Genomic DNA, 18,007 nt, shown 5'->3' on the forward strand with positions numbered 1-18,007 from the left:
TCTTAAGCTTACAATAGTATTTACTTTTAAGCTCTTAGGCGTAACAAATTATGATAAGAATTGGCACTGCTTCTGAAGGAGACTGATGTGCAAAAAATGTTAAATTTCAAAGATGCTTATGATGCTATTAAAGAAGCTTTCATATTACAATACCATAAAATGGCAACAAACACTAGAAGGGTTAGAACTTCTTTTCACGGTAGTGTTTTGACCTATCAATCCGGAGGATTAGATCAATACTTAGGTTTCAAAGTTTTTATAAAGGGGACTTTCTTTTCAATGCTATTCACCGATTCTGGAGAGCCTGTACTTCTAGCTGAGGCTGATTTATTTTCAAGAATAAGAACGGGTGTACTATCTGTTTTAGCTTCAGACTATTTAGCAAGACCTAACTACACTACTGTGGGAATAATTGGTCTAGGAAAACAAGGTAAATATCAAGTTAAGGCATTTCACGAGTTAAAAAAAGGGATAAAAATAAAGGTTATGAGCAAGGAAAGAACTGAAGAAGAAATAAAGAAAATTAGAGAAGAAGGAATAGATGTAGAAAGAGCCAAGGATTATAAGGACGCTTGCAATGCAGATGTTGTTGTAACGGTTACAAATTCTAAGGATCCTTTTGTAAAATATGAGTTTTTAAATAAGGGAACACATATAAACGCTCTAGGCTCTAATTTGCCAGAGAGAGTAGAACTTTATCCAGAGGTTCTTAAAAACGCTAATTTAATAGTAGTTGAAGATATAGACCAAGCCAAAGAAGAAGCAGGAGACCTAAGTATGGCTGAAAAAATGAACATGTTGGATTGGAATAAGGTAAAAATTTTAGCTGAAGTTATAGGAGGAAATGTAAAAAGAGAAAAGGAGGATGAAATTACCGTATTTAAGTCAATGGGAATTGGTTTAGAAGACGTCGCTGTAATGAAACTATTGTATGAAAAAGCAAAGAAATATGGGATAGGAAGTGAAATTGATATAAGAGGAAAATGGCCAGTCGTATAGGACGAGAAATTGAAATTTCTCCAGTTGAGTTAGCTTCACAGATTGCTAAAAAGGTTGAAATAAATCTAGCCAGTGGAACACCTGATCCTAATGTAATGCCATTAAATGAAATAAAAGAGGCTTATCAAGAAGTAATAGAAGAATATGGAAGTAAAGTTCTTTTCTATCCTGGTGCCGGGGGACAAGAGGAACTAGTTAAAGAAATTGAAGAAAATTATTTGCCACTTTTAGATTTGCCAAAAAATGGAAAAGTAGTAGTTACGAGTGGAGCACAACATGCAATGGAATTGTTAGCTAAATATTTTCTCGAAGATGATACAATTGCTGTCGAAAACCCCACTTTCATTGAAACTTTTACCCCACTAAAGTTAAGGAGTAATGTAGTTTTACCAATTGGAGTTGACTCTAAAGGGATAAATGTGGAGGAGTTAGAGGCACTACTAAAAGTAGTTAAAATAAAGCTCCTTTATGTAATACCAAACTGTCATAACCCTGCAGGGGTTACTCTTTGTGAAGAGAGGAGAAAAAGGTTAGCTGAATTATCAGAACAATATGATTTTTACATTCTTGAAGATGATCCTTATAAACCGATTGCCGGTGAGACACCAAAACCCATAAAGTATTTTGACAAAAGTGGAAGAGTCATTTACATTAGTTCATTTAGTAAAATAATAGCTCCAGGCTTAAGGATTGGATTTATCTTAGCTAATGAAGAAATAGCAGAAAAGGTCTCCTTGTTGGAACAGATGGATTTCTCTACGTCTACCATAAACCAGTATGTGATACTTAAGCTTCTAAGGAAGGGGTTAGTAAAAGATAGAATGAAATATTTGCACTCTCATTACAACAAAAAAATGAAAATACTTACTGATTCTCTTGAAGATGAAGGGTTCACAGATTTTAATAAGCCTTCCTGCGGGTTCTTTCTTCTTCTTGATCTAAAGAAAGACAGTTGGAAAGTATTCCGGGAAGCTGTTAATCATGGACTGAGTTTTGTGCCAGCAAAACCATTCTTCTTAAGAGGAGGAGACACAATGGCAAGACTAAGCGTTTCAGTTTCGTCAGAAGAAAAAATAAAGAAAGGAGTTAAGATTTTGAAAACGGCTTGGAATATGATTTAAGTATCTCTTGGAAAGAAATATAAAAAAGAACCTGCTATTTTTACAACCGAAAGCCTCACCTTTTAAGGCGAAGATGTTAAGAGCTCTGTAGAAATCCTCAATGAAACGCTTGTTCGATAAACTTATATTCCTTTAATTTAATGATGAGTTGAGGGATTTTTGTCATAACACGGTAAGTCATAAATTCAGCAAAATCTCCCTAAAAAATACTTTACTAAGGATTTCTACAAAGCTGATGTTAACAAAAAGTTTATAGAGCTTGACTTTTAACTACTTTTTAGTGATGATGATTAATGTGTGGGAGGTCAACCTCAAGCTACTCTAAATATGTATATACACATATCTATACACTATTCTATACACTATGCCTCCCACACTTGAGGCACTTTATTAATGCCAATGATCAATCCCATATAACCCCGAGTCCCTCACGGGATAGGGGTAATGGGCTGGAAACCCAGCCTGGTGGTGAATGGAAAGAGATGTACCACCAAACCTATGAACCACCTACAAGGACCCTTGTCCTTCAGGGCGGGAAGGAGGTCAGACAATGTTAGATGAATTAATAGCATTTCTGAGTATTTTAGTGTCATCTTGGAGTGTGTATAACTCGTTTTTAGCTATATATGGTGTGACATGGAAAAAAATAGATAATAAAGATCATTCAGAGCACTCATTCTCTATAATTATACCAGCAAAAAATGAGGAGAAAGTGCTGGGGAGATTATTGGATAGAATGGTTAACCAAGAGTATGATAAGTCTAAATACGAGGTTTTGGTAGTAGAAGACGGGTCTACAGATAATACATATCAAGTATGTAAAAATTATGAATCTTTATACAATGATTTAATTCAATGCATACAATTACCTCGAGCGAAAGTTCCTAATGGTAAGAGTAGAGCACTAAATTATGCGCTAAAGAAGGCTAAGTACGATATTATTGGTGTTTTCGATGCAGATACGGTACCACGGTTAGATGTATTGAGTTATGCTTCTGCAGCTTTTTCTAATAACCAAGTTGCAGGAGTTCAAGGAAAACTGATACCTATAAACGTAAAGGAAAGTATAATTGCCAGGTTTGCTAGTCTTGAAGAACTATTTTACGAATACTCAATATCTGGAAGAGCAAGACTAGGTCTATTCGTACCATTAGAAGGTACTTGTACATTTGTGAGAAAATCTGCATTATATGAAGTTGGAGGATGGAATGAGTACAATCTGACAGAAGATCTTGATCTCAGCATAAAGCTAACTTCAAAAGGTTATAAAATAGTTTATGTTCCCTCAATAGTTGCTTGGAGAGAAGTACCTACAAGTCTATCTTGGCTAATAAAACAAAGATTGAGATGGTACAGGGGGCATTTTGAGGTAAATTTAATGATAAAAAAAGGTAAAATAGATTTTAGACTTATTGACGGCATACTAATAGTAGCTACACCTATATTCATGATATTGAATTTAGTAAACTATTCTTTAATTCTAATATATCCAACCTCACTTTTCTTAATTACTACTGCCTTTGTCTCCTTAGCCTCATTTACAAGTTTCTTGACTACCGTAGTAATATCTAAAAAGCACCTAATCGAGTTTCCTTATTCGATACTCTCATTAGCTTACATGAATTTCGTTATACTTTTAAACATAATTGCTTTAATCCTTGAGATAACCAAAAGACCTAAGATATGGGTCAAAACTGAAAGGAGTGGTAAAATATTAAACGAAATATGAGTGTGGACAAAATGATAGTAGAAAAAGTTCTTAGAAAAAAACTTGAAGAATATTTATCTCATGTAAAGGAAGAGAACACGCTTTACGTTACTGACCTTGTAAGATGCCCTTTAAAAAATCATTATGAGATGGTGTACAAGGAACTAGCAATGTCAGAAGTTTTCACGCCTGCCGCCATTCTGGGAGATTTCGTACATGCGGGACTAGAAGATTTCATAAAAAATAACTTCACTAACGCACAAGCTGAAATAGAGGTAGAAAAAGATATACTTGTAAATGATAAGCAAATAAAAATTAAAGGGAGAATTGATGCTGTAGCTGAAATTGACGGGGAAAAAACGGTTATTGAAATAAAAACTGCTAGAGCTGATAAAGGTTTGCCCCATGAACATCATAAAGCACAACTTCAAATCTATCTTTGGATAACGGGGATAAAGAAAGGACTTCTTGTGTATATAACACCAGATAGGATAACAGAGTACCCAGTCAATGGGGCATTGGATGATGCAGGTGTTATAAAATTAGCAGAGGAGACTTTAAAAATGAGCAAAACACCGAGATACGCTTGGGAATGTAAATACTGTGTATTTTCTTCTGTTTGTCCATCCAAAAAATAATTTTTCTACGACAAAGGGTTTCCATGTTTTAACCTTTGACTTTTAGATTGAGGAGTTCCCTTAAAAATGGTTCTAAAGAAATAAAAAGTAATTCTCTATTTTTATCTTATGCTCAGACCAGTAGTAATGACGATTGCTGGAAGTGACTCAGGTGGAGGCGCAGGTTTACAGGCTGACTTAAAGACTTTTACCGCACTAGGAGTCTTTGGCACTGTAATAGTCACTGGTCTCACAGCTCAAAATACCTATTCAGTTACTAAAGTATTAGAAGTACCTCCGGAATTTGTTGAAGCCCAATTTGACGCAGTTATGGGTGATTTAAAACCTTCTTATGCTAAAACCGGAATGCTTGCATCTAGCAAAATAATTGGAACTGTAAAAAAGAAAGTGATTCAGTACGGAATAAACCTTGTTCTCGATCCTGTTATGGTTGCCAAATCTGGTGCACCTTTGGTTACTGACAAGAATGTAATCTCATCATTATTTGAATTGTTGAAGGTGTCATTGATTACGACACCGAATAAGTTTGAAGCCGAAAAGCTTTCTGGAATGAAAATAAACTCAGTAGAAGACTTAAGACAATCAGCAAAGAAAATTTATCAAACTTACGGCGTAAATGTAGTAGTAAAAGGCGGTTCGACATTAAACGGACTTGATTACGCCGTAGTTGATTCTGATGAGTTTGAGTTAAAGGGAGAAAACATAAATACAAAAAATACCCACGGAAGTGGTGACGTGTTTTCTGCAGCAATAACTGCGTATCTGGCTAAAGGAGAAAAACTGAAAAACGCTATAATAAAAGCAAAGGAGTTTGTAACACAAGCAATAAAATACTCTCTAGATCTTGGCAAGGGTCATGGTCCAGTAGATCCTTTTGCTCCAGTTGATTTAATCATTCAAAGGGAATATGCAAGGCAAGAGTTAGAAAGATTACTTTGGGAATTTGAAAAAGATCCAAGTTTAATTCTCCAAGTACTTGATGAAAATACGAAAAGCAATGTAGCCTATTTAACTGATTACAAGGACGTCGCAAGTCTAGCAGGGGGAATAATTAGATACCTTGATAAGATAAAACTAGATGGCCCGATTTTAATAAACGTAAAAAACACAATAACAGAAAAACTGAGAGGTTTTAATAAGAGAGTTGCCGTAGTAGTGTCTTTAAATAAGACATTACTAGAAGCCTCTGAGAAAGGAATATTGAAGATTAGTGAGAGTGGAGTTAACAGTGACTTAATCATGAGTGAGGGTGTGGTATACTTGGTAGGCAATTCTGTTGATGAAGTTATCACTAAATTAAGGAGGATAAGAGGATGATAACAGTTTTAGGCAGTTATAACGTAGATTTTCTTCTAAAAGTTGATGATTTCCCAGCTGAAGGAGAGACAGTATTCGCAAAAGAGATCTATATTAATCACGGCGGTAAGGGATCAAATCAAGCAGTATCTTCTGCTAGGTTAAAAGCTAAGGTAAGAATAATTGCTGGAGTGGGTAATGATGAGTATGGAAAGAACGCTATTAGATTTTGGGAAGATGAAGGAATTGATACCGCTTATGTAAAAATAAAGAATACTGTAACAGGGTCAGCTTACATAATTGTTAATTCTAAAGGACAAAATATGATAGTAGTAAATAGAGGTGCTAATGCTCTTCTGAACGAGGAGGATTTGGACAATAGCTTAGCTGGTGATATACTTTTATCTCAACTCGAAGTTAACGAGAATGTAGTAAAGAAAGCATTTAAAGACTTTAGTGGTATTAGAATTTTAAACCCAGCACCAGCTATACTTAATGATATTACTCTCCTTGAATATGTCGATATTCTGACTCCTAATGAAGTTGAGTTCAAGGAATTAACTAATTCAGATGATTTCGAAAGCGGATTACAAGCTCTTTTGAAAAAGGTAAAAAAGGCAGTAATAGTTACTTTAGGAGAGAAAGGTGCACTAATAGCTACAAAGCATGAAAGAATATTAGTCCCGACAATTAAAGTAAATCCTATTGATACAACGGGGGCTGGAGATGTGTTTAATGCATCTTTAGCAGTTTATTTAGAAAAGGGGTATGATATTATCACTGCTGTGAAAATAGCTAACAAAGTAGCAGCATATTCAACAACTATTATTGGTGCTTTAGGTCCAACTTATGAGGAGGTGAAAAGTCTAATTGAAAAAGAAGATTAGAATAACTAAAAAAGAGGAGGAAGAGGCAGAAGGACACGAATGTATAGGACTTTGTTGCGACGATTTAGTAGACATAAATGAGAGGGATGATTTATGAAAATCACGTTCATAGGAACTGGAGCAGGTGCTACTTTTAGTTCAAAGAGAGTGAAGGCATCAATCTACTTAAAGAGTGATGAAGGAACGTCGATCCTTCTTGATCTAGGCACTGGTGCAAATTTTAAGCTTGAGGATTTTAATCTCTTAGATTTTTCAGCTATATTTATAACTCATCTTCATATTGACCACGTAAGCGGAGTGTTTGACCATTTAGTTCAAAGGAAAGTCATGAGAATGCCGGAAATTATAATTTACTCTCCTTCAGGTTTTTCAAAACTTTTGACATCTTACAAAGAAGCGGGGAACAACATTTCTGCAATAGTTAATGAAAATGAATTGCCTAAAGCTAAAATTGGAGACTTGGAGATTTACTCTGTTGAAGCTTGTCATAGCATATATGCAGTAAGTTATGTAATAACAGATGGGAAGAAGAAAATAATATACACCGGAGACACATCAGAACCTTGTGAACCAATACTAAAGGAGAGTAAAGACGCGGATCTGATAATTCATGAAGGTAGTTGTATTCAAGGCTGTGAACAGTATGGTCACACCCCAGTACCAAAAGTAATAAACACCTTCAATAACAAGAGGCTAATTATAACTCACATACCGTCTCAGATAGAAGAAGAAATTAAAAGAATGGCAAAAGGTTATAATCTAGCTTTTGATGGTATGACTATAAATGTGTAGAATCTTAGCGTTTAAAGCTAAGGGGGAGCCAGATTTATCTGTTTTAAAAGCCTTCCTAGACGCTAGCAAAAATGATGTATACTTTAAATATGGTTCACATTCAGATGGTTGGGGTTTTACAGCCTTTATTTTAAGGAATGGAAAATGGAGAGTTCTATTTTACAAGACCCATGAACCAATTTATGAAGATGAAATGTTCTTTAACTACGTAAGCCTATTAAAGGGAGAAGAAATTCACGCAATATTCCATGCGAGAAAAGCTGGCAAGACATTTCTTTTAGGAGTGAGACACAACCATCCTTATTATCATAGGTTAGCAACGCATGATGTATACTTTGTTCATAATGGTTCCGTTAACAGAAAAGCTTTCAGTAATTCGACTTATCCTTCAACAGACAGTTATCTTTTCTTTCAAGAAATAATAAGGAAATACCAAGAGATAAATGATTTTAAGATAGCTTACTTAGAGACGATTCAAAACCTAGCTACCTATGCATCTAGTCTTAATTCTGCCTTACTCACCTTTAACACCCCAGAAGGACCTAAAATCTACGTAGGGTATTATTATAACAAGAATAGAATGAAGGAAATTGAGGAATATTATAGAATGTATAGATATGAAGATTATATCTTTTCTTCAACCATAGCATATTATCTAGGTAAAAAAACTCAAGAATTAAGCTTCGGAATGATTAGTGATATGTCTGGTTAAAACATTTAAATAAATTATTCGAGTATATATTTATGGCAGAAGAATTAGTTGAGGCAAAGATAATAGATTATGGAAAATTGAGAGAACTTTACAAAGAAGTACAATACATAAGAGAATACTCAAAAATTCTAAAAATGTCTGGACATGATGTTGGGCCTCCACCTCAAAATGTTCCCAGAGAGCTGTATTATCTAGCTTTATCGTCAAGCGAAATAAAATATGGACCCATTGAAATACTTGGAAATAATCCATATAAACTAAAAGGGATAGATGCCATTGTTAAAAGCGAAAGATCAGAAATACCTAACTATGCAATAATTGATTTCACAAACAACGTTAAAGTATACTTGGCTTACGAAAAGCCTAAGTCTATCGTAGGAGTTGACATAGGAGTAAGGCATTTGATAACTGTTGTAGCAGTAAGGAATGGAAAAATATGGAAAGCTAAATTCTGGGGAAAGGAGCTAATTACTGATGAAATGATAAAGATTTTGGGAGAACCACAAGGAGTGACTGAAATAAAAAATGTAAGGGCAAAGGTAAAAAGAACAATAAGTGACGTGGTAAAATTCATAGAAGATTTAAACCCCAAAATAGTTGCACTAGAAGATCTAAGAATATTTGAAAATAAAGTAGGAAACACGTTAAGGAATATTGAGATTGAGCTACAACAACAGCTTTATTCTAGGGGGATTAGATACAGACTCATTGATCCTTATAATACGAGTAAAGTGTGCTCTAACTGTGGATTCAAAAAAGGTGAAGTGTTAGGCCCACTGTTTGTATGTCCAGCATGTGGATATAAAGCGGATAGAGACTTTAACGCCGCTGTTAATTTAGCTTTAAAGTGTTATTACACATGCTAAATCTTCCAGTAATCTCTTAGTATCTTTTTCTCTTGAGACAGATAGTCTTTGAATCTACTCTTTACTGAATCTGAAGATAAATTCTTTTTATAATTCATAAATTCCCCTTCTAGCCCTTGAAGAAAAGCTTTAACCCCTCTTTTTAGCCCTATCGTATATCCTCCTTCTAAAACAGAGTATTTCCTTTCAAATTTGGAAGAGATTAAACCCATGTTGTAATAAGTCCATTCAGTTGCTCGTAGACTTGCAATACCATCCCCTTCAAAACCATCAAAACCTGCTGAATAAGCAATAACTACTGGCTTAAAATCATCTATTATAGACTGAATTATTGGGATTAACTCCTCATATAAATCGTCTCCGCCCAATGGCGGAATAATTAGGTTTATCTTTGTTCCTTCGGCATCTTTTCCTCCAATCATATCTGGGTAACCTGTACCGGGATAAAGAGTTCTAGGATCTTGATGTATATCGATATGGACAACCTCTGGGTCATTCCAAAATATTTCTTGGGTTCCATTACCATAATGAACATCAAAGTCAATTATAATCACGCGTTTAAGGTTATACTTTCTAATTGGAAAAGCGACATTGTTAAAAATGCAAAAACCTAATGTAGGGGCATTAAAAGCTCTACCATTTTTACCAGCGTGATGTCCAGGCGGTCTAACTAGGGCAAACCCATTGTTTTCAAATGCTTTTAACGATCCGCCTAACGCATAAAGTGCTGTTTCCCAAGTATACTTGTTAGTATAAGTGTCATGGTCTAACCACTCTTCTTTCTCGCTAGTCAACTTAACTAGTTTTATATAATCTTCGTCATGAATAAGTTTTGCATCTTCTTCAACCACTCTTATAGGAGGAATTATTTTATGATCTTTAAGTTCGTCAATTAACCCTTTTAGCCTATCTGGATTCTCCGCGTGATACCTTTTAGTTTCGTGTAATAAGTATTTATCCGAGTAGACGAGAGGTACTAAAGCCACAGAAGTTATATATTGCTTTAGGTTAAAAGCGTATATATGGGAAGATTAGAGAAGTTAAGAGAATTCTTGCGAACAAAGAAGATCGATTACATAATTCTTGGGCCCGGAAGCAATATGTTTTACCTAACGGGTTTCCTTGAGGAACAAATGGAAAGACCTTTATTTTTCGTTGTTGACAACTGGAACGCTTATTTCATAGCCCCAAAACTTTATGAGGAACAACTCTCAAAACTTAATTTCCCAGTTATTGCCTATAATGACGATGAAAATCCTTATAAAAAATTAAGTTTAGAAAAAGGAAAGGCAATTGCAATAGATGATATGCTATGGTCTTCTTTCACAATAGATATTATAAACTATTTTTCACCTTCACAACTTATTAAAGGTAGCGAAATTATGAAAGAGCTTAGGATAATAAAAAGTGACGATGAAATAGATATAATGAAAAAGGGTGTTGAAATAGCAGAAAAATCGTTCTTAAACACTATTTCTCAAATTAAAACTGGTTTTACCGAGAGGAAAGTAGCAAAAATATTAGTTGATGAATTTATCAACAACGGGGCTGAAGGGGTCTCTTTTGAACCAATAGTAACCTCAGGGCCAAATACTTCCATGCCACACCTGAGATCTACAAATAGGGAAATTAAAGAGGGAGATGTAATAATCTTTGATTTCGGTGTTAAGTATAAAGGCTACTCTACTGATACGACAAGAGTTGTTAGCCTAGGTAAACCATCAGGGGAAGTAAATAAAATCTATGAAATTGTAAAAGAAGCTCAACAGAAAGCAGAAGATAGCATATACGAGGGAATTATGGCTTGTGATGTAGATAAAACTGCAAGGCAAACGATTTCTTCCTACGGATATGGAGAATACTTCATTCACAGAACTGGTCATGGTATAGGAATTGATGTTCATGAAGATCCTTATATAGCACCTTACTATAAAAGAAAATTAGAAAAGAACATGATTTTCACAATAGAACCCGGAATCTATTTACCAGGGAAATTTGGAATAAGGATAGAGGATATGGTATATGTAAATAAAAAAGGAATCGTGATAAACAACCTCAAAAAAGATGAGATATTTGTAATTTGAACGTTAATTTTCTATAAACATAGTTCGAAACAGAGTATTCTTTCAAGATCATAAGAAGGTAGAATACCATAATATATCGGGTAATCCCTTAAATCATTTCCCATAGAATTTATTTAATATGAAAGAAATTTTAGGTGATTATGAACCTAGAGGGAGGACTATACAAGCTGTTGGGAAATTCGTGGCTTTTGGACTTGATGACCCATTCCATGTAACTACAATAACTGGGCTAACATTATATGGAATTGGAAAATACATGGAGAAAAGGGGAACAAACTACGGCCTTAGAATGGCTTATCAAGACCTTGAGGAATTCAAAAGACGCTTGAGAGAAACAATACTAGATATTAATAGTATAAGACTGTAATAATTTATGAGACATGAAAATCACACCATTAGCTTTTGAAAGCCTAGGTGTAAGATCACAAGCAACTCTAATAGAAACTAAAGATGTAAGAATACTAGTCGATCCGGCAGTTTCATTAGCACCTAGAAGATATGGTTTGCCTCCACATCAGTTAGAGGTTGATAAGTTAACAGAGTTAGCTAAGAAAATAAACGACATTGCAAAAGATGTTGATATAATAGTTATAACGCATTATCATTATGATCATCATGACCCAGGGTATATACTTCCTACAGATATATATAAGGACAAGATAGTGTTCATCAAAGACCCAGTAAATAACATAAATAATAGCCAAAAATATAGGAGGGCTCCAAGATTCCTAAGAGCTATAAAAGATAAACCTAAGCAATTGGAAATTGCTGACAGAAAAGAGTTTAAATTTGGGTCAACAAAATTATTCTTTTCAAATGCTGTACCGCATGGAGCTGATGAAAGATTAGGCTATGTAGTTCAAGTCGGGATAAATGATCAAGATGGGACAGTAATATTTACTTCAGATATTGAAGGAGCTCCAAAGGATCAGCATCTTGAATTTACACTAAAAGTTAAACCAAATTACCTAATAATTGACGGACCTTTAAGTTATTTACTCGGCAGAGCATTGTCGGAAGAAGAATTAGACAAAGCTATAAAGAACATGGAGACCATGGTAAAGAACGGATTAGAATTTGCGATTGTAGATCATCACGTGTTAAGAGATTTAAACAATGAGAATGTACTAAAGCCAGTAAAAGAAATCGCAAAAGACAGCGGTTGCAGGGTGATATCAGCTGCTGAGTATTTAGGAGAGGAACCAAACTTGCTAGAGGCTCATAGAAGAGAGCTATTCAAAAAAGAAAATAAACCAGCTAAAATACCTAGAGGATTGGCACAACTTCTTAGTGCTGGCGACTAAATAGCAACATGTACTGGCAAGAAATAGCCTATAATCATACCTCCTATGTAGCTTCCCACTAAAGCTAACAAACCAGTACCGATTTGTTCGAAAGATCCCCTCCATTTGCTTAGCCCAGTATACTTAGTTGTCATGGCACCAAAAACTCCTAGGGTAGCTAATACAAGAACTATAGACGCGATGACTGCTGATATGAAAGGAATTCTCACGAATAATGACAATATAAACGGGATTAGTGGAATAGTGCCACCAACTATTAAGTATACTGACATGATGAAGCCAAGTTTAACTGGATTTTCAAATTCTTCTGGGAATAACTTAAGCTCATGAATCATCATTTCATGAAGAACTATATCCTTATTTTTCATCAATCTTCTTGATATTTCTTCTGCTTCTTCTTCTGGTAAACCCTTACTTAAGTAGAATTGCTTTAATTCCTCCTTTTCTTTTTCTGGGTACTTATCTATTTCATATCTTTCCTTTTTTATTTCATTGTTTATTATTTGATTTCTAACTCTAGTAGATATATATTCACCTATTCCCATCGAAAAAGCTTGAGCGATTGTTGCTATTAGACCAGTAACTAAGACAAGCAAAGGGTCGTCCGAATAACCTGCTGCACCAAGGGCTATAGCTCCAACTCCTATTAACCCATCTTGCATTCCAAAAACTCTTGTTCTAAATACATCAGCTTCATGAGTATAATGTATTACAGGCTCGTCAATGTTTTGTTTTTCCATAATCTAATGTTTACCATGAATTTTAAAAACCCTTCTTGGATTACGAAAAATCGTAAGTAGATTTAAGTTACAACGTATTCATCATCTTCCATTTTTAAGAAACCGGAATACACTCCCCATTCAGCCAAGATTATTTGTAAGTCATGATAACCTGATGGACCTGAATAAGCGGTGACTCCTTTTTCCTCTAGGAGTTTCATTAAATCCTCTAACTTGAATCTTCCTAATTCTTTCGCAGTAGCAAAGGGTTCTAATTTATGTAATGATTCCTTTAGTAACTCTTTCCTCTTTCTTATGTTACCTCTTAAAAATTCCATTCCTTTATCAGTTATTATAATGTCCCCATCATCTATGGTTATAAATCCCAAAGCGCTAGCAGCATAAACTATGGGCATGAAGTCATCTAAATCTACCTCTAGTTCTTTTTCTAATAAATATATGTCGGTCTTTCCCCCAAAACTATTTTGTAGTACTGTAAATAAACCTAGTAAGTCTGCAACTCTTGCCTCGGGTGAGAGTATAGGAACTTGTGTTTGCATTACTTTACTTATATGTCATACTCCTTTTTAACTTTTTTGCAAAAAGTACAATATAAAGAATTGGAAATATATAGAATCCTAAAACCATTAAAACATCCAAAACTGAAATATACAAAGAAGTTCCAAATTTTAATAAGGAGTTATCGTGTGTAGCTGATGTGGCTGAAGCCAATATTGCCAAAACTGATAGGAGTAAACCTAAATATTCTCCAGCTTTATAATTTTTGCTTACGAGAAACGCAGAAAACAGAAATAACAATATTGCCACCAGAGTACCTAAAGAAATAAAAAAAGGTACAACATGAAGAAGTAAAATACCACCAATTCCTAAGCTTATAGCAGAGCCTATCAAGGGAATATATAGTTTCATCTTGTAGTAATAATTATACATTTCAGTATATATCCTTATTCCTTCTTCAATTATGCACAAAATTTATTTGGAATGAAAGAGAGTAAAAGAGCATGGATGGAAGTAATGATGTAAAAAGTATGGTTGAAAAGATATTGAAAGAAAGAGAATGGATAACGTTTAGTGATCTAATAAAATATATTAATTATCCTGCATCAGAAGTAAATTCTGCGTTAGTACAGTTAATGAAAGAAAACAAAGTAATTAGAAAAGGACGTTATTTCTATTACCAAGGATAATCATATTCCACTGGATCTTTTAATCCATTAATTCTGAAAGCCATCTTTCTCATATAACAAGGTCCGCATTTACCACAATGCTTTTCGCCACCTTCATAACAGCTCCATGTTAAATGCAAAGGAGCCCCAATTTCAACTCCCAACTTGACAATCTCATGTTTAACTAAATTGCCCACTGGCATTAATACGTCAACTCTTTTGTTAGGCCCAGTAGCATAAGGAGAGAGCTTTTGAAACAGTCTAACAAATTCCATTTCATTATCTGGGTAAGCACCAGCTTCCTCAAGGTTTATTCCAGAGGCAATAGCATCATAACCATAAGCTTCAGCAAGTGCCAAAGCTACAGAGAAGAATATCAAATTCCTTGCAGGTACCCACTCATGGGCGAACTCAGCACCCTCTTCTCCTTGTCTTTCCTTAACTATATTACCACCACCTTTTAATAATGTCGCATGACCAATAATTTTGAATAAATCAGTATTAATCTCTACCAGAGGAACTTGTAAGTATTCAGATATCTTTTTTACAGCTTCTCTCTCCTTTTCCTCTGCCTTATGATGATAATTAAAGTGAAGAAGTGTAATCTCATAACCTTTTTTAAGCAAATATGTGGCAGCGACTGTTGAGTCCAATCCTCCACTCGCTATAACTAGAACTTTCTTTTTTCTCTCTTCTCTTTTCAACAGATCGATCTTGTTAATTTCCAAGCTATTAGTTACTTCAACAATAGAATAAGGGTCTAACTTTGTTACAGAATCAAAAGCTGATGCATTGAAGTATTCATCAAGAGAAGTAAAGAATATTGCTCCTAGCTCTTTATTAAACATCATGTACACGGGTTTAAAATTTTGGGCAATATATATTCTGTCGGGTCTTTTCTTATCTCCTATCACAAACGCAAAGCTACCCTTTATTTCATTAAGTAAATCTCTTAGCCCCTCTAAATCTCCTTTCCAATACTTATCGAGAATTAGTGGTACAACAGCACTATCAATTTTAGTCTTTCTAGTAATATGAAACCTAGTTTCTAGCTCTTTATCGTTAGCTATTAGTCCATTATGGGTAAGGATGAATCTCTCCCCTTCAAAGGGCTGAATGTCATCCTCACTTTTCTTATTGACATATTCTGTAGTTGGTTCAGCTCTATTATTAGCTATAATCACTCTTGAGTTTTCATTGAGTATACCGTACAGTTTCTCTTCTTGTGTTGATGGTTTACCCAGTGACTTTACTCTTTTAGTTGAGCCGTCTTTTTCAATTACTATTACACCGAAGCTGTCTCTTCCTCTATCTTCAGCTCTCTTCAATATCTCAATGAATTTTCTCTCTATCTTCTCATAATTCTCAGGCTTTAATATTAATACTCCAGATACACTACACACAACTGGATCTCGTGTTAGTAAAAATTAAATTTAACCAATGAAATACGTTAACTTATGGATATCATTAATGATGTTAAGAATGCTTTAGACTATTTTAATGTCAAAATTACACATGTATATACTGAAACTGCATTAGACCCAGATTTTGGTTCTTACGTGGACGATTTACCTATACAGAATAAATTAAAAGACGCAATGAAGAGTGTTGGAATTTCACGATTATATAAATACCAAGAGGAAGCTTTGAGAAAAATACTTGATAGAAAAAATATCATGATAGTATCGGGCACTGGGACAGGTAAAACAGAAGCGTTTTTACTCCCCTTATTAGAGTTTTCACTACGAGGAGAAAGAAGTGTTCTTATTTATCCTACAAAAGCTCTCGCTAGAGACCAGTTAGACAGGGTCTTGAGATTTGCATCAAAAATAGATATAGATGTTGGCGTCTTCGATGGTGATACTCCAGAAAAAGAAAGAGAAAGACTTTATGAAAATCCTCCATCGATCTTGATCACAAACCCAGATATGATTCATATTGGACTACAACTAAGCCATAGGTTTAGAAGTTTAGTTAGAGGAGCTGATCACTTTGTATTTGATGAAGTCCATGTTTATGAAGGGGTATTTGGAGCTCATCTAAGAATGATAAGTGATAGATTAAGGGAGTTCTCTGATTATCATGTTATCGCGTCTAGTGCTACAATAGGTGCATCACCGTATTTATTTGAAGAGTTATTTGGAGTTGAAGGAGAGATAATACAAGGTACTACTAGGAGAAAAGGCGTAGCTTTTCACGTTCTCTTAAATATAGGCTCTTCTAGTAGATGGACTATCTCAGCCTATCTATCTTCTTACCTAATGAGAAATGGTTTGAAGACGTTAATCTTTGTAGATTCACAGCAAATGGCAGAAGTTTTAGGAAAACTGATAAGAAGGTTTGGTTTTGATATACCAGTACATAGAGCCGGAATAAACCCTGAAGAAAGAATAAAGATAGAAGAAGATTTAAAGAGCGGGAAGATCATGGGTGTAGTAGCAACTCCAACCCTTGAACTTGGAATTGATATAGGTGACTTAGATGCTGTTATTATGGCAGAAGATCCACCTAGCTTTTCAAAATACCTTCAAAGAGCTGGAAGAGCTGGAAGGAGGAATAAAGTTGGATACATTTTTACACTACTGGGAGAAGACCCAATAGATGCCTATTATAATAGAAAACCAGAAGAATTCTTCAACAGAAAACTTACATCATTGCCCTTTGATATAACAAACAAGGAAGTCATCAAACTCCACACTGCCTCTTATATTGTTGAGAAAGGGAGGGTGAAAATTTCAGATTTACCAAGTTCATGGGCTAAGACTTTAGACTCCCTACCCGTGAAAATCATAGGAGAATACGTATATTCAACCCCAGATCTTATCAGATTTGCAAGGTCTAAGACACTAAGATCTACCGGACCTTTAGTAAAAATTTATGAAGGGGGTAAGAAGATCGGGGAAAGAGAATTACCGGTAGCTCTTTATGATCTCTATCCAGAAGCCATATACCTCATATCAAAGAGAACTTATATAGTAGAGAAAATTGATTTAAACACACTTATTGCCAAAGTTAAAAGAACTTCTGATGATATCCCTTATTATACAAAACCTATTTATAGTACTCATCTACTTTCCTTTAGAGAAATAGAGAAAAGAGAAGTACTAGGAATTCCGGTAAGTTATGGGGAAGCAGAAATTCTTGTTTCGGTAGATGGCTATGCGATACATAATTTATTTGGCAACAAGAACAGACCTAAAGAAGAGAAGTATTACCAAGACCCCGTCACTTTTTCTTATGTCACAAAAGGGATAATAATTAAGCACCCCATACTATCAGAGTTTAATGAGTTCGATGCTATTGAAGCTTTTCATGCTACAGAGCATGTATTGATAAGTGCTGCTAGAGTTACAGCAGGCGCTTCTATGACTGATTTAGCTGGAATAAGCTATCCAAGCGGTCATGTTATAATATATGACGCTATTGTTGGAGGTAGTGGTGTAAGCAAATTACTTTATGATCGACTTGAAGATGCATATGATATAGCATTAGATATCACTGGAAAATGCGATTGTGAAGATGGTTGCCCTAAATGCATTTATAGCCCATATTGTGGAAATAACAACAAAATGCTATCTAGGAAGAAATCCTTTAGATTGATCAGTTATCTAAAAGAAAATAGAAATACCAAAGAATCTGAGAAAGAAGATCCATTCGGTAACCCAATTGTTTAATTCGAAGAAAAGTTAATAAA

General features: G+C 34.8%; 19 protein-coding genes. 14 read left to right on the forward strand and 5 right to left on the reverse strand.

Annotation, left to right across the window (positions count from 1 at the left end; translation table 11 throughout):
• The first annotated feature begins 60 nt into the window (after window positions 1-60).
• The 9 genes from AC3OCB_RS11070 to AC3OCB_RS11110 all read left to right on the forward strand — a co-directional run bounded on the left by AC3OCB_RS11070 (window position 61) and on the right by AC3OCB_RS11110 (window position 9,019).
• Window positions 61-999 carry an ornithine cyclodeaminase family protein gene (locus tag AC3OCB_RS11070; protein ID WP_498342586.1) on the forward strand — a complete coding sequence of 313 codons (939 nt, stop codon included), beginning with the start codon at window positions 61-63 and terminating at the stop codon, window positions 997-999.
• Entirely contained in the window at window positions 984-2,120 is a 1,137-nt protein-coding gene (locus tag AC3OCB_RS11075) for an aminotransferase-like domain-containing protein (RefSeq protein WP_498342588.1), read from the forward strand. Before AC3OCB_RS11070 ends, AC3OCB_RS11075 begins: the two co-directional genes overlap by 16 nt.
• 550 nt (window positions 2,121-2,670) lie before the next feature.
• Window positions 2,671-3,849 (forward strand): glycosyltransferase family 2 protein, encoded by a 1,179-nt coding sequence (locus AC3OCB_RS11080; RefSeq protein WP_498342589.1) that lies wholly within the window; start codon window positions 2,671-2,673, stop codon window positions 3,847-3,849.
• Complete coding sequence (gene cas4 / locus AC3OCB_RS11085; protein ID WP_498342590.1) at window positions 3,846-4,466, forward strand: CRISPR-associated protein Cas4; 621 nt, start codon at window positions 3,846-3,848, stop codon at window positions 4,464-4,466. Before AC3OCB_RS11080 ends, cas4 begins: the two co-directional genes overlap by 4 nt.
• Before the next feature lie 108 nt (window positions 4,467-4,574).
• On the forward strand, window positions 4,575-5,783 hold the full coding sequence (gene thiD / locus AC3OCB_RS11090; protein WP_498342591.1) for a bifunctional hydroxymethylpyrimidine kinase/phosphomethylpyrimidine kinase: 1,209 nt from the start codon (window positions 4,575-4,577) through the stop codon (window positions 5,781-5,783).
• The gene (locus AC3OCB_RS11095) at window positions 5,780-6,649 is read left to right on the forward strand and encodes a PfkB family carbohydrate kinase (RefSeq protein ID WP_498342592.1); all 870 of its coding nucleotides are present in this window, start codon (window positions 5,780-5,782) and stop codon (window positions 6,647-6,649) included. Before thiD ends, AC3OCB_RS11095 begins: the two co-directional genes overlap by 4 nt.
• A 93-nt stretch (window positions 6,650-6,742) precedes the next feature.
• A complete protein-coding gene (locus AC3OCB_RS11100; RefSeq protein ID WP_498342593.1) occupies window positions 6,743-7,441 on the forward strand; it encodes an MBL fold metallo-hydrolase in 699 nt (232 codons plus the stop codon).
• Window positions 7,434-8,153, forward strand: coding sequence for a class II glutamine amidotransferase (locus AC3OCB_RS11105; RefSeq protein ID WP_498342595.1), 720 nt, complete (start codon window positions 7,434-7,436; stop codon window positions 8,151-8,153). The genes AC3OCB_RS11100 and AC3OCB_RS11105 overlap by 8 nt, the downstream gene beginning before the upstream one ends.
• Before the next feature lie 32 nt (window positions 8,154-8,185).
• Window positions 8,186-9,019 carry a zinc ribbon domain-containing protein gene (locus AC3OCB_RS11110; protein ID WP_498342597.1) on the forward strand — a complete coding sequence of 278 codons (834 nt, stop codon included), beginning with the start codon at window positions 8,186-8,188 and terminating at the stop codon, window positions 9,017-9,019.
• Here AC3OCB_RS11110 and AC3OCB_RS11115 read toward each other — a convergent pair.
• A complete protein-coding gene (locus AC3OCB_RS11115) occupies window positions 9,016-10,005 on the reverse strand; it encodes a histone deacetylase family protein (RefSeq protein WP_498342598.1) in 990 nt (329 codons plus the stop codon). The two genes, AC3OCB_RS11110 and AC3OCB_RS11115, sit on opposite strands and share 4 nt — an antisense overlap.
• Window positions 10,006-10,041: 36 nt before the next feature.
• On the opposite strand from AC3OCB_RS11115, the gene AC3OCB_RS11120 reads away from it, so the two are divergent.
• The 3 genes from AC3OCB_RS11120 (at window position 10,042) to AC3OCB_RS11130 (ending at window position 12,407) form a co-directional block, all read left to right on the forward strand.
• Window positions 10,042-11,103, forward strand: coding sequence for an aminopeptidase P family protein (locus AC3OCB_RS11120; protein WP_498342599.1), 1,062 nt, complete (start codon window positions 10,042-10,044; stop codon window positions 11,101-11,103).
• A 118-nt stretch (window positions 11,104-11,221) separates the two neighbouring features.
• Complete coding sequence (locus AC3OCB_RS11125) at window positions 11,222-11,470, forward strand: hypothetical protein (protein WP_498342600.1); 249 nt, start codon at window positions 11,222-11,224, stop codon at window positions 11,468-11,470.
• 13 nt (window positions 11,471-11,483) lie between these two features.
• Complete coding sequence (locus AC3OCB_RS11130) at window positions 11,484-12,407, forward strand: MBL fold metallo-hydrolase (protein ID WP_498342601.1); 924 nt, start codon at window positions 11,484-11,486, stop codon at window positions 12,405-12,407.
• On the opposite strand, the gene AC3OCB_RS11135 is transcribed toward AC3OCB_RS11130, so the two are convergent.
• The 3 genes from AC3OCB_RS11135 to AC3OCB_RS11145 form a co-directional block, all read right to left on the reverse strand.
• Complete coding sequence (locus AC3OCB_RS11135; protein WP_498342602.1) at window positions 12,404-13,147, reverse strand: VIT1/CCC1 transporter family protein; 744 nt, start codon at window positions 13,145-13,147, stop codon at window positions 12,404-12,406. The two genes, AC3OCB_RS11130 and AC3OCB_RS11135, sit on opposite strands and share 4 nt — an antisense overlap.
• A gap of 62 nt (window positions 13,148-13,209) precedes the next feature.
• Window positions 13,210-13,686, reverse strand: a complete 477-nt coding sequence (locus AC3OCB_RS11140; RefSeq protein WP_498342604.1) for an AAA-associated domain-containing protein — start codon at window positions 13,684-13,686, stop codon at window positions 13,210-13,212.
• Between the two features lie 4 nt (window positions 13,687-13,690).
• A complete protein-coding gene (locus tag AC3OCB_RS11145; RefSeq protein WP_498342605.1) occupies window positions 13,691-14,116 on the reverse strand; it encodes a hypothetical protein in 426 nt (141 codons plus the stop codon).
• Window positions 14,117-14,148: 32 nt separating this feature from the next.
• On the opposite strand from AC3OCB_RS11145, the gene sul7s reads away from it, so the two are divergent.
• Entirely contained in the window at window positions 14,149-14,334 is a 186-nt protein-coding gene (sul7s, locus tag AC3OCB_RS11150; protein WP_498342607.1) for a winged-helix single-stranded DNA-binding protein Sul7s, read from the forward strand.
• Here the strand turns inward: sul7s and queC are convergent.
• Window positions 14,322-15,716 (reverse strand): 7-cyano-7-deazaguanine synthase QueC, encoded by a 1,395-nt coding sequence (queC, locus tag AC3OCB_RS11155; protein WP_498342608.1) that lies wholly within the window; start codon window positions 15,714-15,716, stop codon window positions 14,322-14,324. The genes sul7s and queC overlap by 13 nt on opposite strands.
• A 54-nt stretch (window positions 15,717-15,770) precedes the next feature.
• Between queC and AC3OCB_RS11160 the strand changes: the two genes are divergently transcribed.
• A complete protein-coding gene (locus AC3OCB_RS11160; protein WP_498342609.1) occupies window positions 15,771-17,987 on the forward strand; it encodes a DEAD/DEAH box helicase in 2,217 nt (738 codons plus the stop codon).
• Window positions 17,988-18,007 lie beyond the last annotated feature (20 nt).

The organism is Sulfurisphaera sp. (genome assembly GCF_059755235.1).

Coding starts and splice junctions, on each gene's coding strand:
- AC3OCB_RS11080 (WP_498342589.1), top strand. CDS start 2,671: ATGTTAGATGAATTAATAGCATTTCTGAGTATTTTAGTGTCATCTTGG.
- AC3OCB_RS11135 (WP_498342602.1), bottom strand. CDS start 13,147: ATGGAAAAACAAAACATTGACGAGCCTGTAATACATTATACTCATGAA.
- cas4 (WP_498342590.1), top strand. CDS start 3,846: ATGAGTGTGGACAAAATGATAGTAGAAAAAGTTCTTAGAAAAAAACTT.
- thiD (WP_498342591.1), top strand. CDS start 4,575: ATGCTCAGACCAGTAGTAATGACGATTGCTGGAAGTGACTCAGGTGGA.
- AC3OCB_RS11100 (WP_498342593.1), top strand. CDS start 6,743: ATGAAAATCACGTTCATAGGAACTGGAGCAGGTGCTACTTTTAGTTCA.
- AC3OCB_RS11075 (WP_498342588.1), top strand. CDS start 984: ATGGCCAGTCGTATAGGACGAGAAATTGAAATTTCTCCAGTTGAGTTA.
- AC3OCB_RS11120 (WP_498342599.1), top strand. CDS start 10,042: ATGGGAAGATTAGAGAAGTTAAGAGAATTCTTGCGAACAAAGAAGATC.
- AC3OCB_RS11105 (WP_498342595.1), top strand. CDS start 7,434: ATGTGTAGAATCTTAGCGTTTAAAGCTAAGGGGGAGCCAGATTTATCT.
- AC3OCB_RS11130 (WP_498342601.1), top strand. CDS start 11,484: ATGAAAATCACACCATTAGCTTTTGAAAGCCTAGGTGTAAGATCACAA.
- sul7s (WP_498342607.1), top strand. CDS start 14,149: ATGGATGGAAGTAATGATGTAAAAAGTATGGTTGAAAAGATATTGAAA.
- AC3OCB_RS11110 (WP_498342597.1), top strand. CDS start 8,186: ATGGCAGAAGAATTAGTTGAGGCAAAGATAATAGATTATGGAAAATTG.
- AC3OCB_RS11095 (WP_498342592.1), top strand. CDS start 5,780: ATGATAACAGTTTTAGGCAGTTATAACGTAGATTTTCTTCTAAAAGTT.
- AC3OCB_RS11140 (WP_498342604.1), bottom strand. CDS start 13,686: ATGCAAACACAAGTTCCTATACTCTCACCCGAGGCAAGAGTTGCAGAC.
- AC3OCB_RS11125 (WP_498342600.1), top strand. CDS start 11,222: ATGAAAGAAATTTTAGGTGATTATGAACCTAGAGGGAGGACTATACAA.
- AC3OCB_RS11160 (WP_498342609.1), top strand. CDS start 15,771: ATGGATATCATTAATGATGTTAAGAATGCTTTAGACTATTTTAATGTC.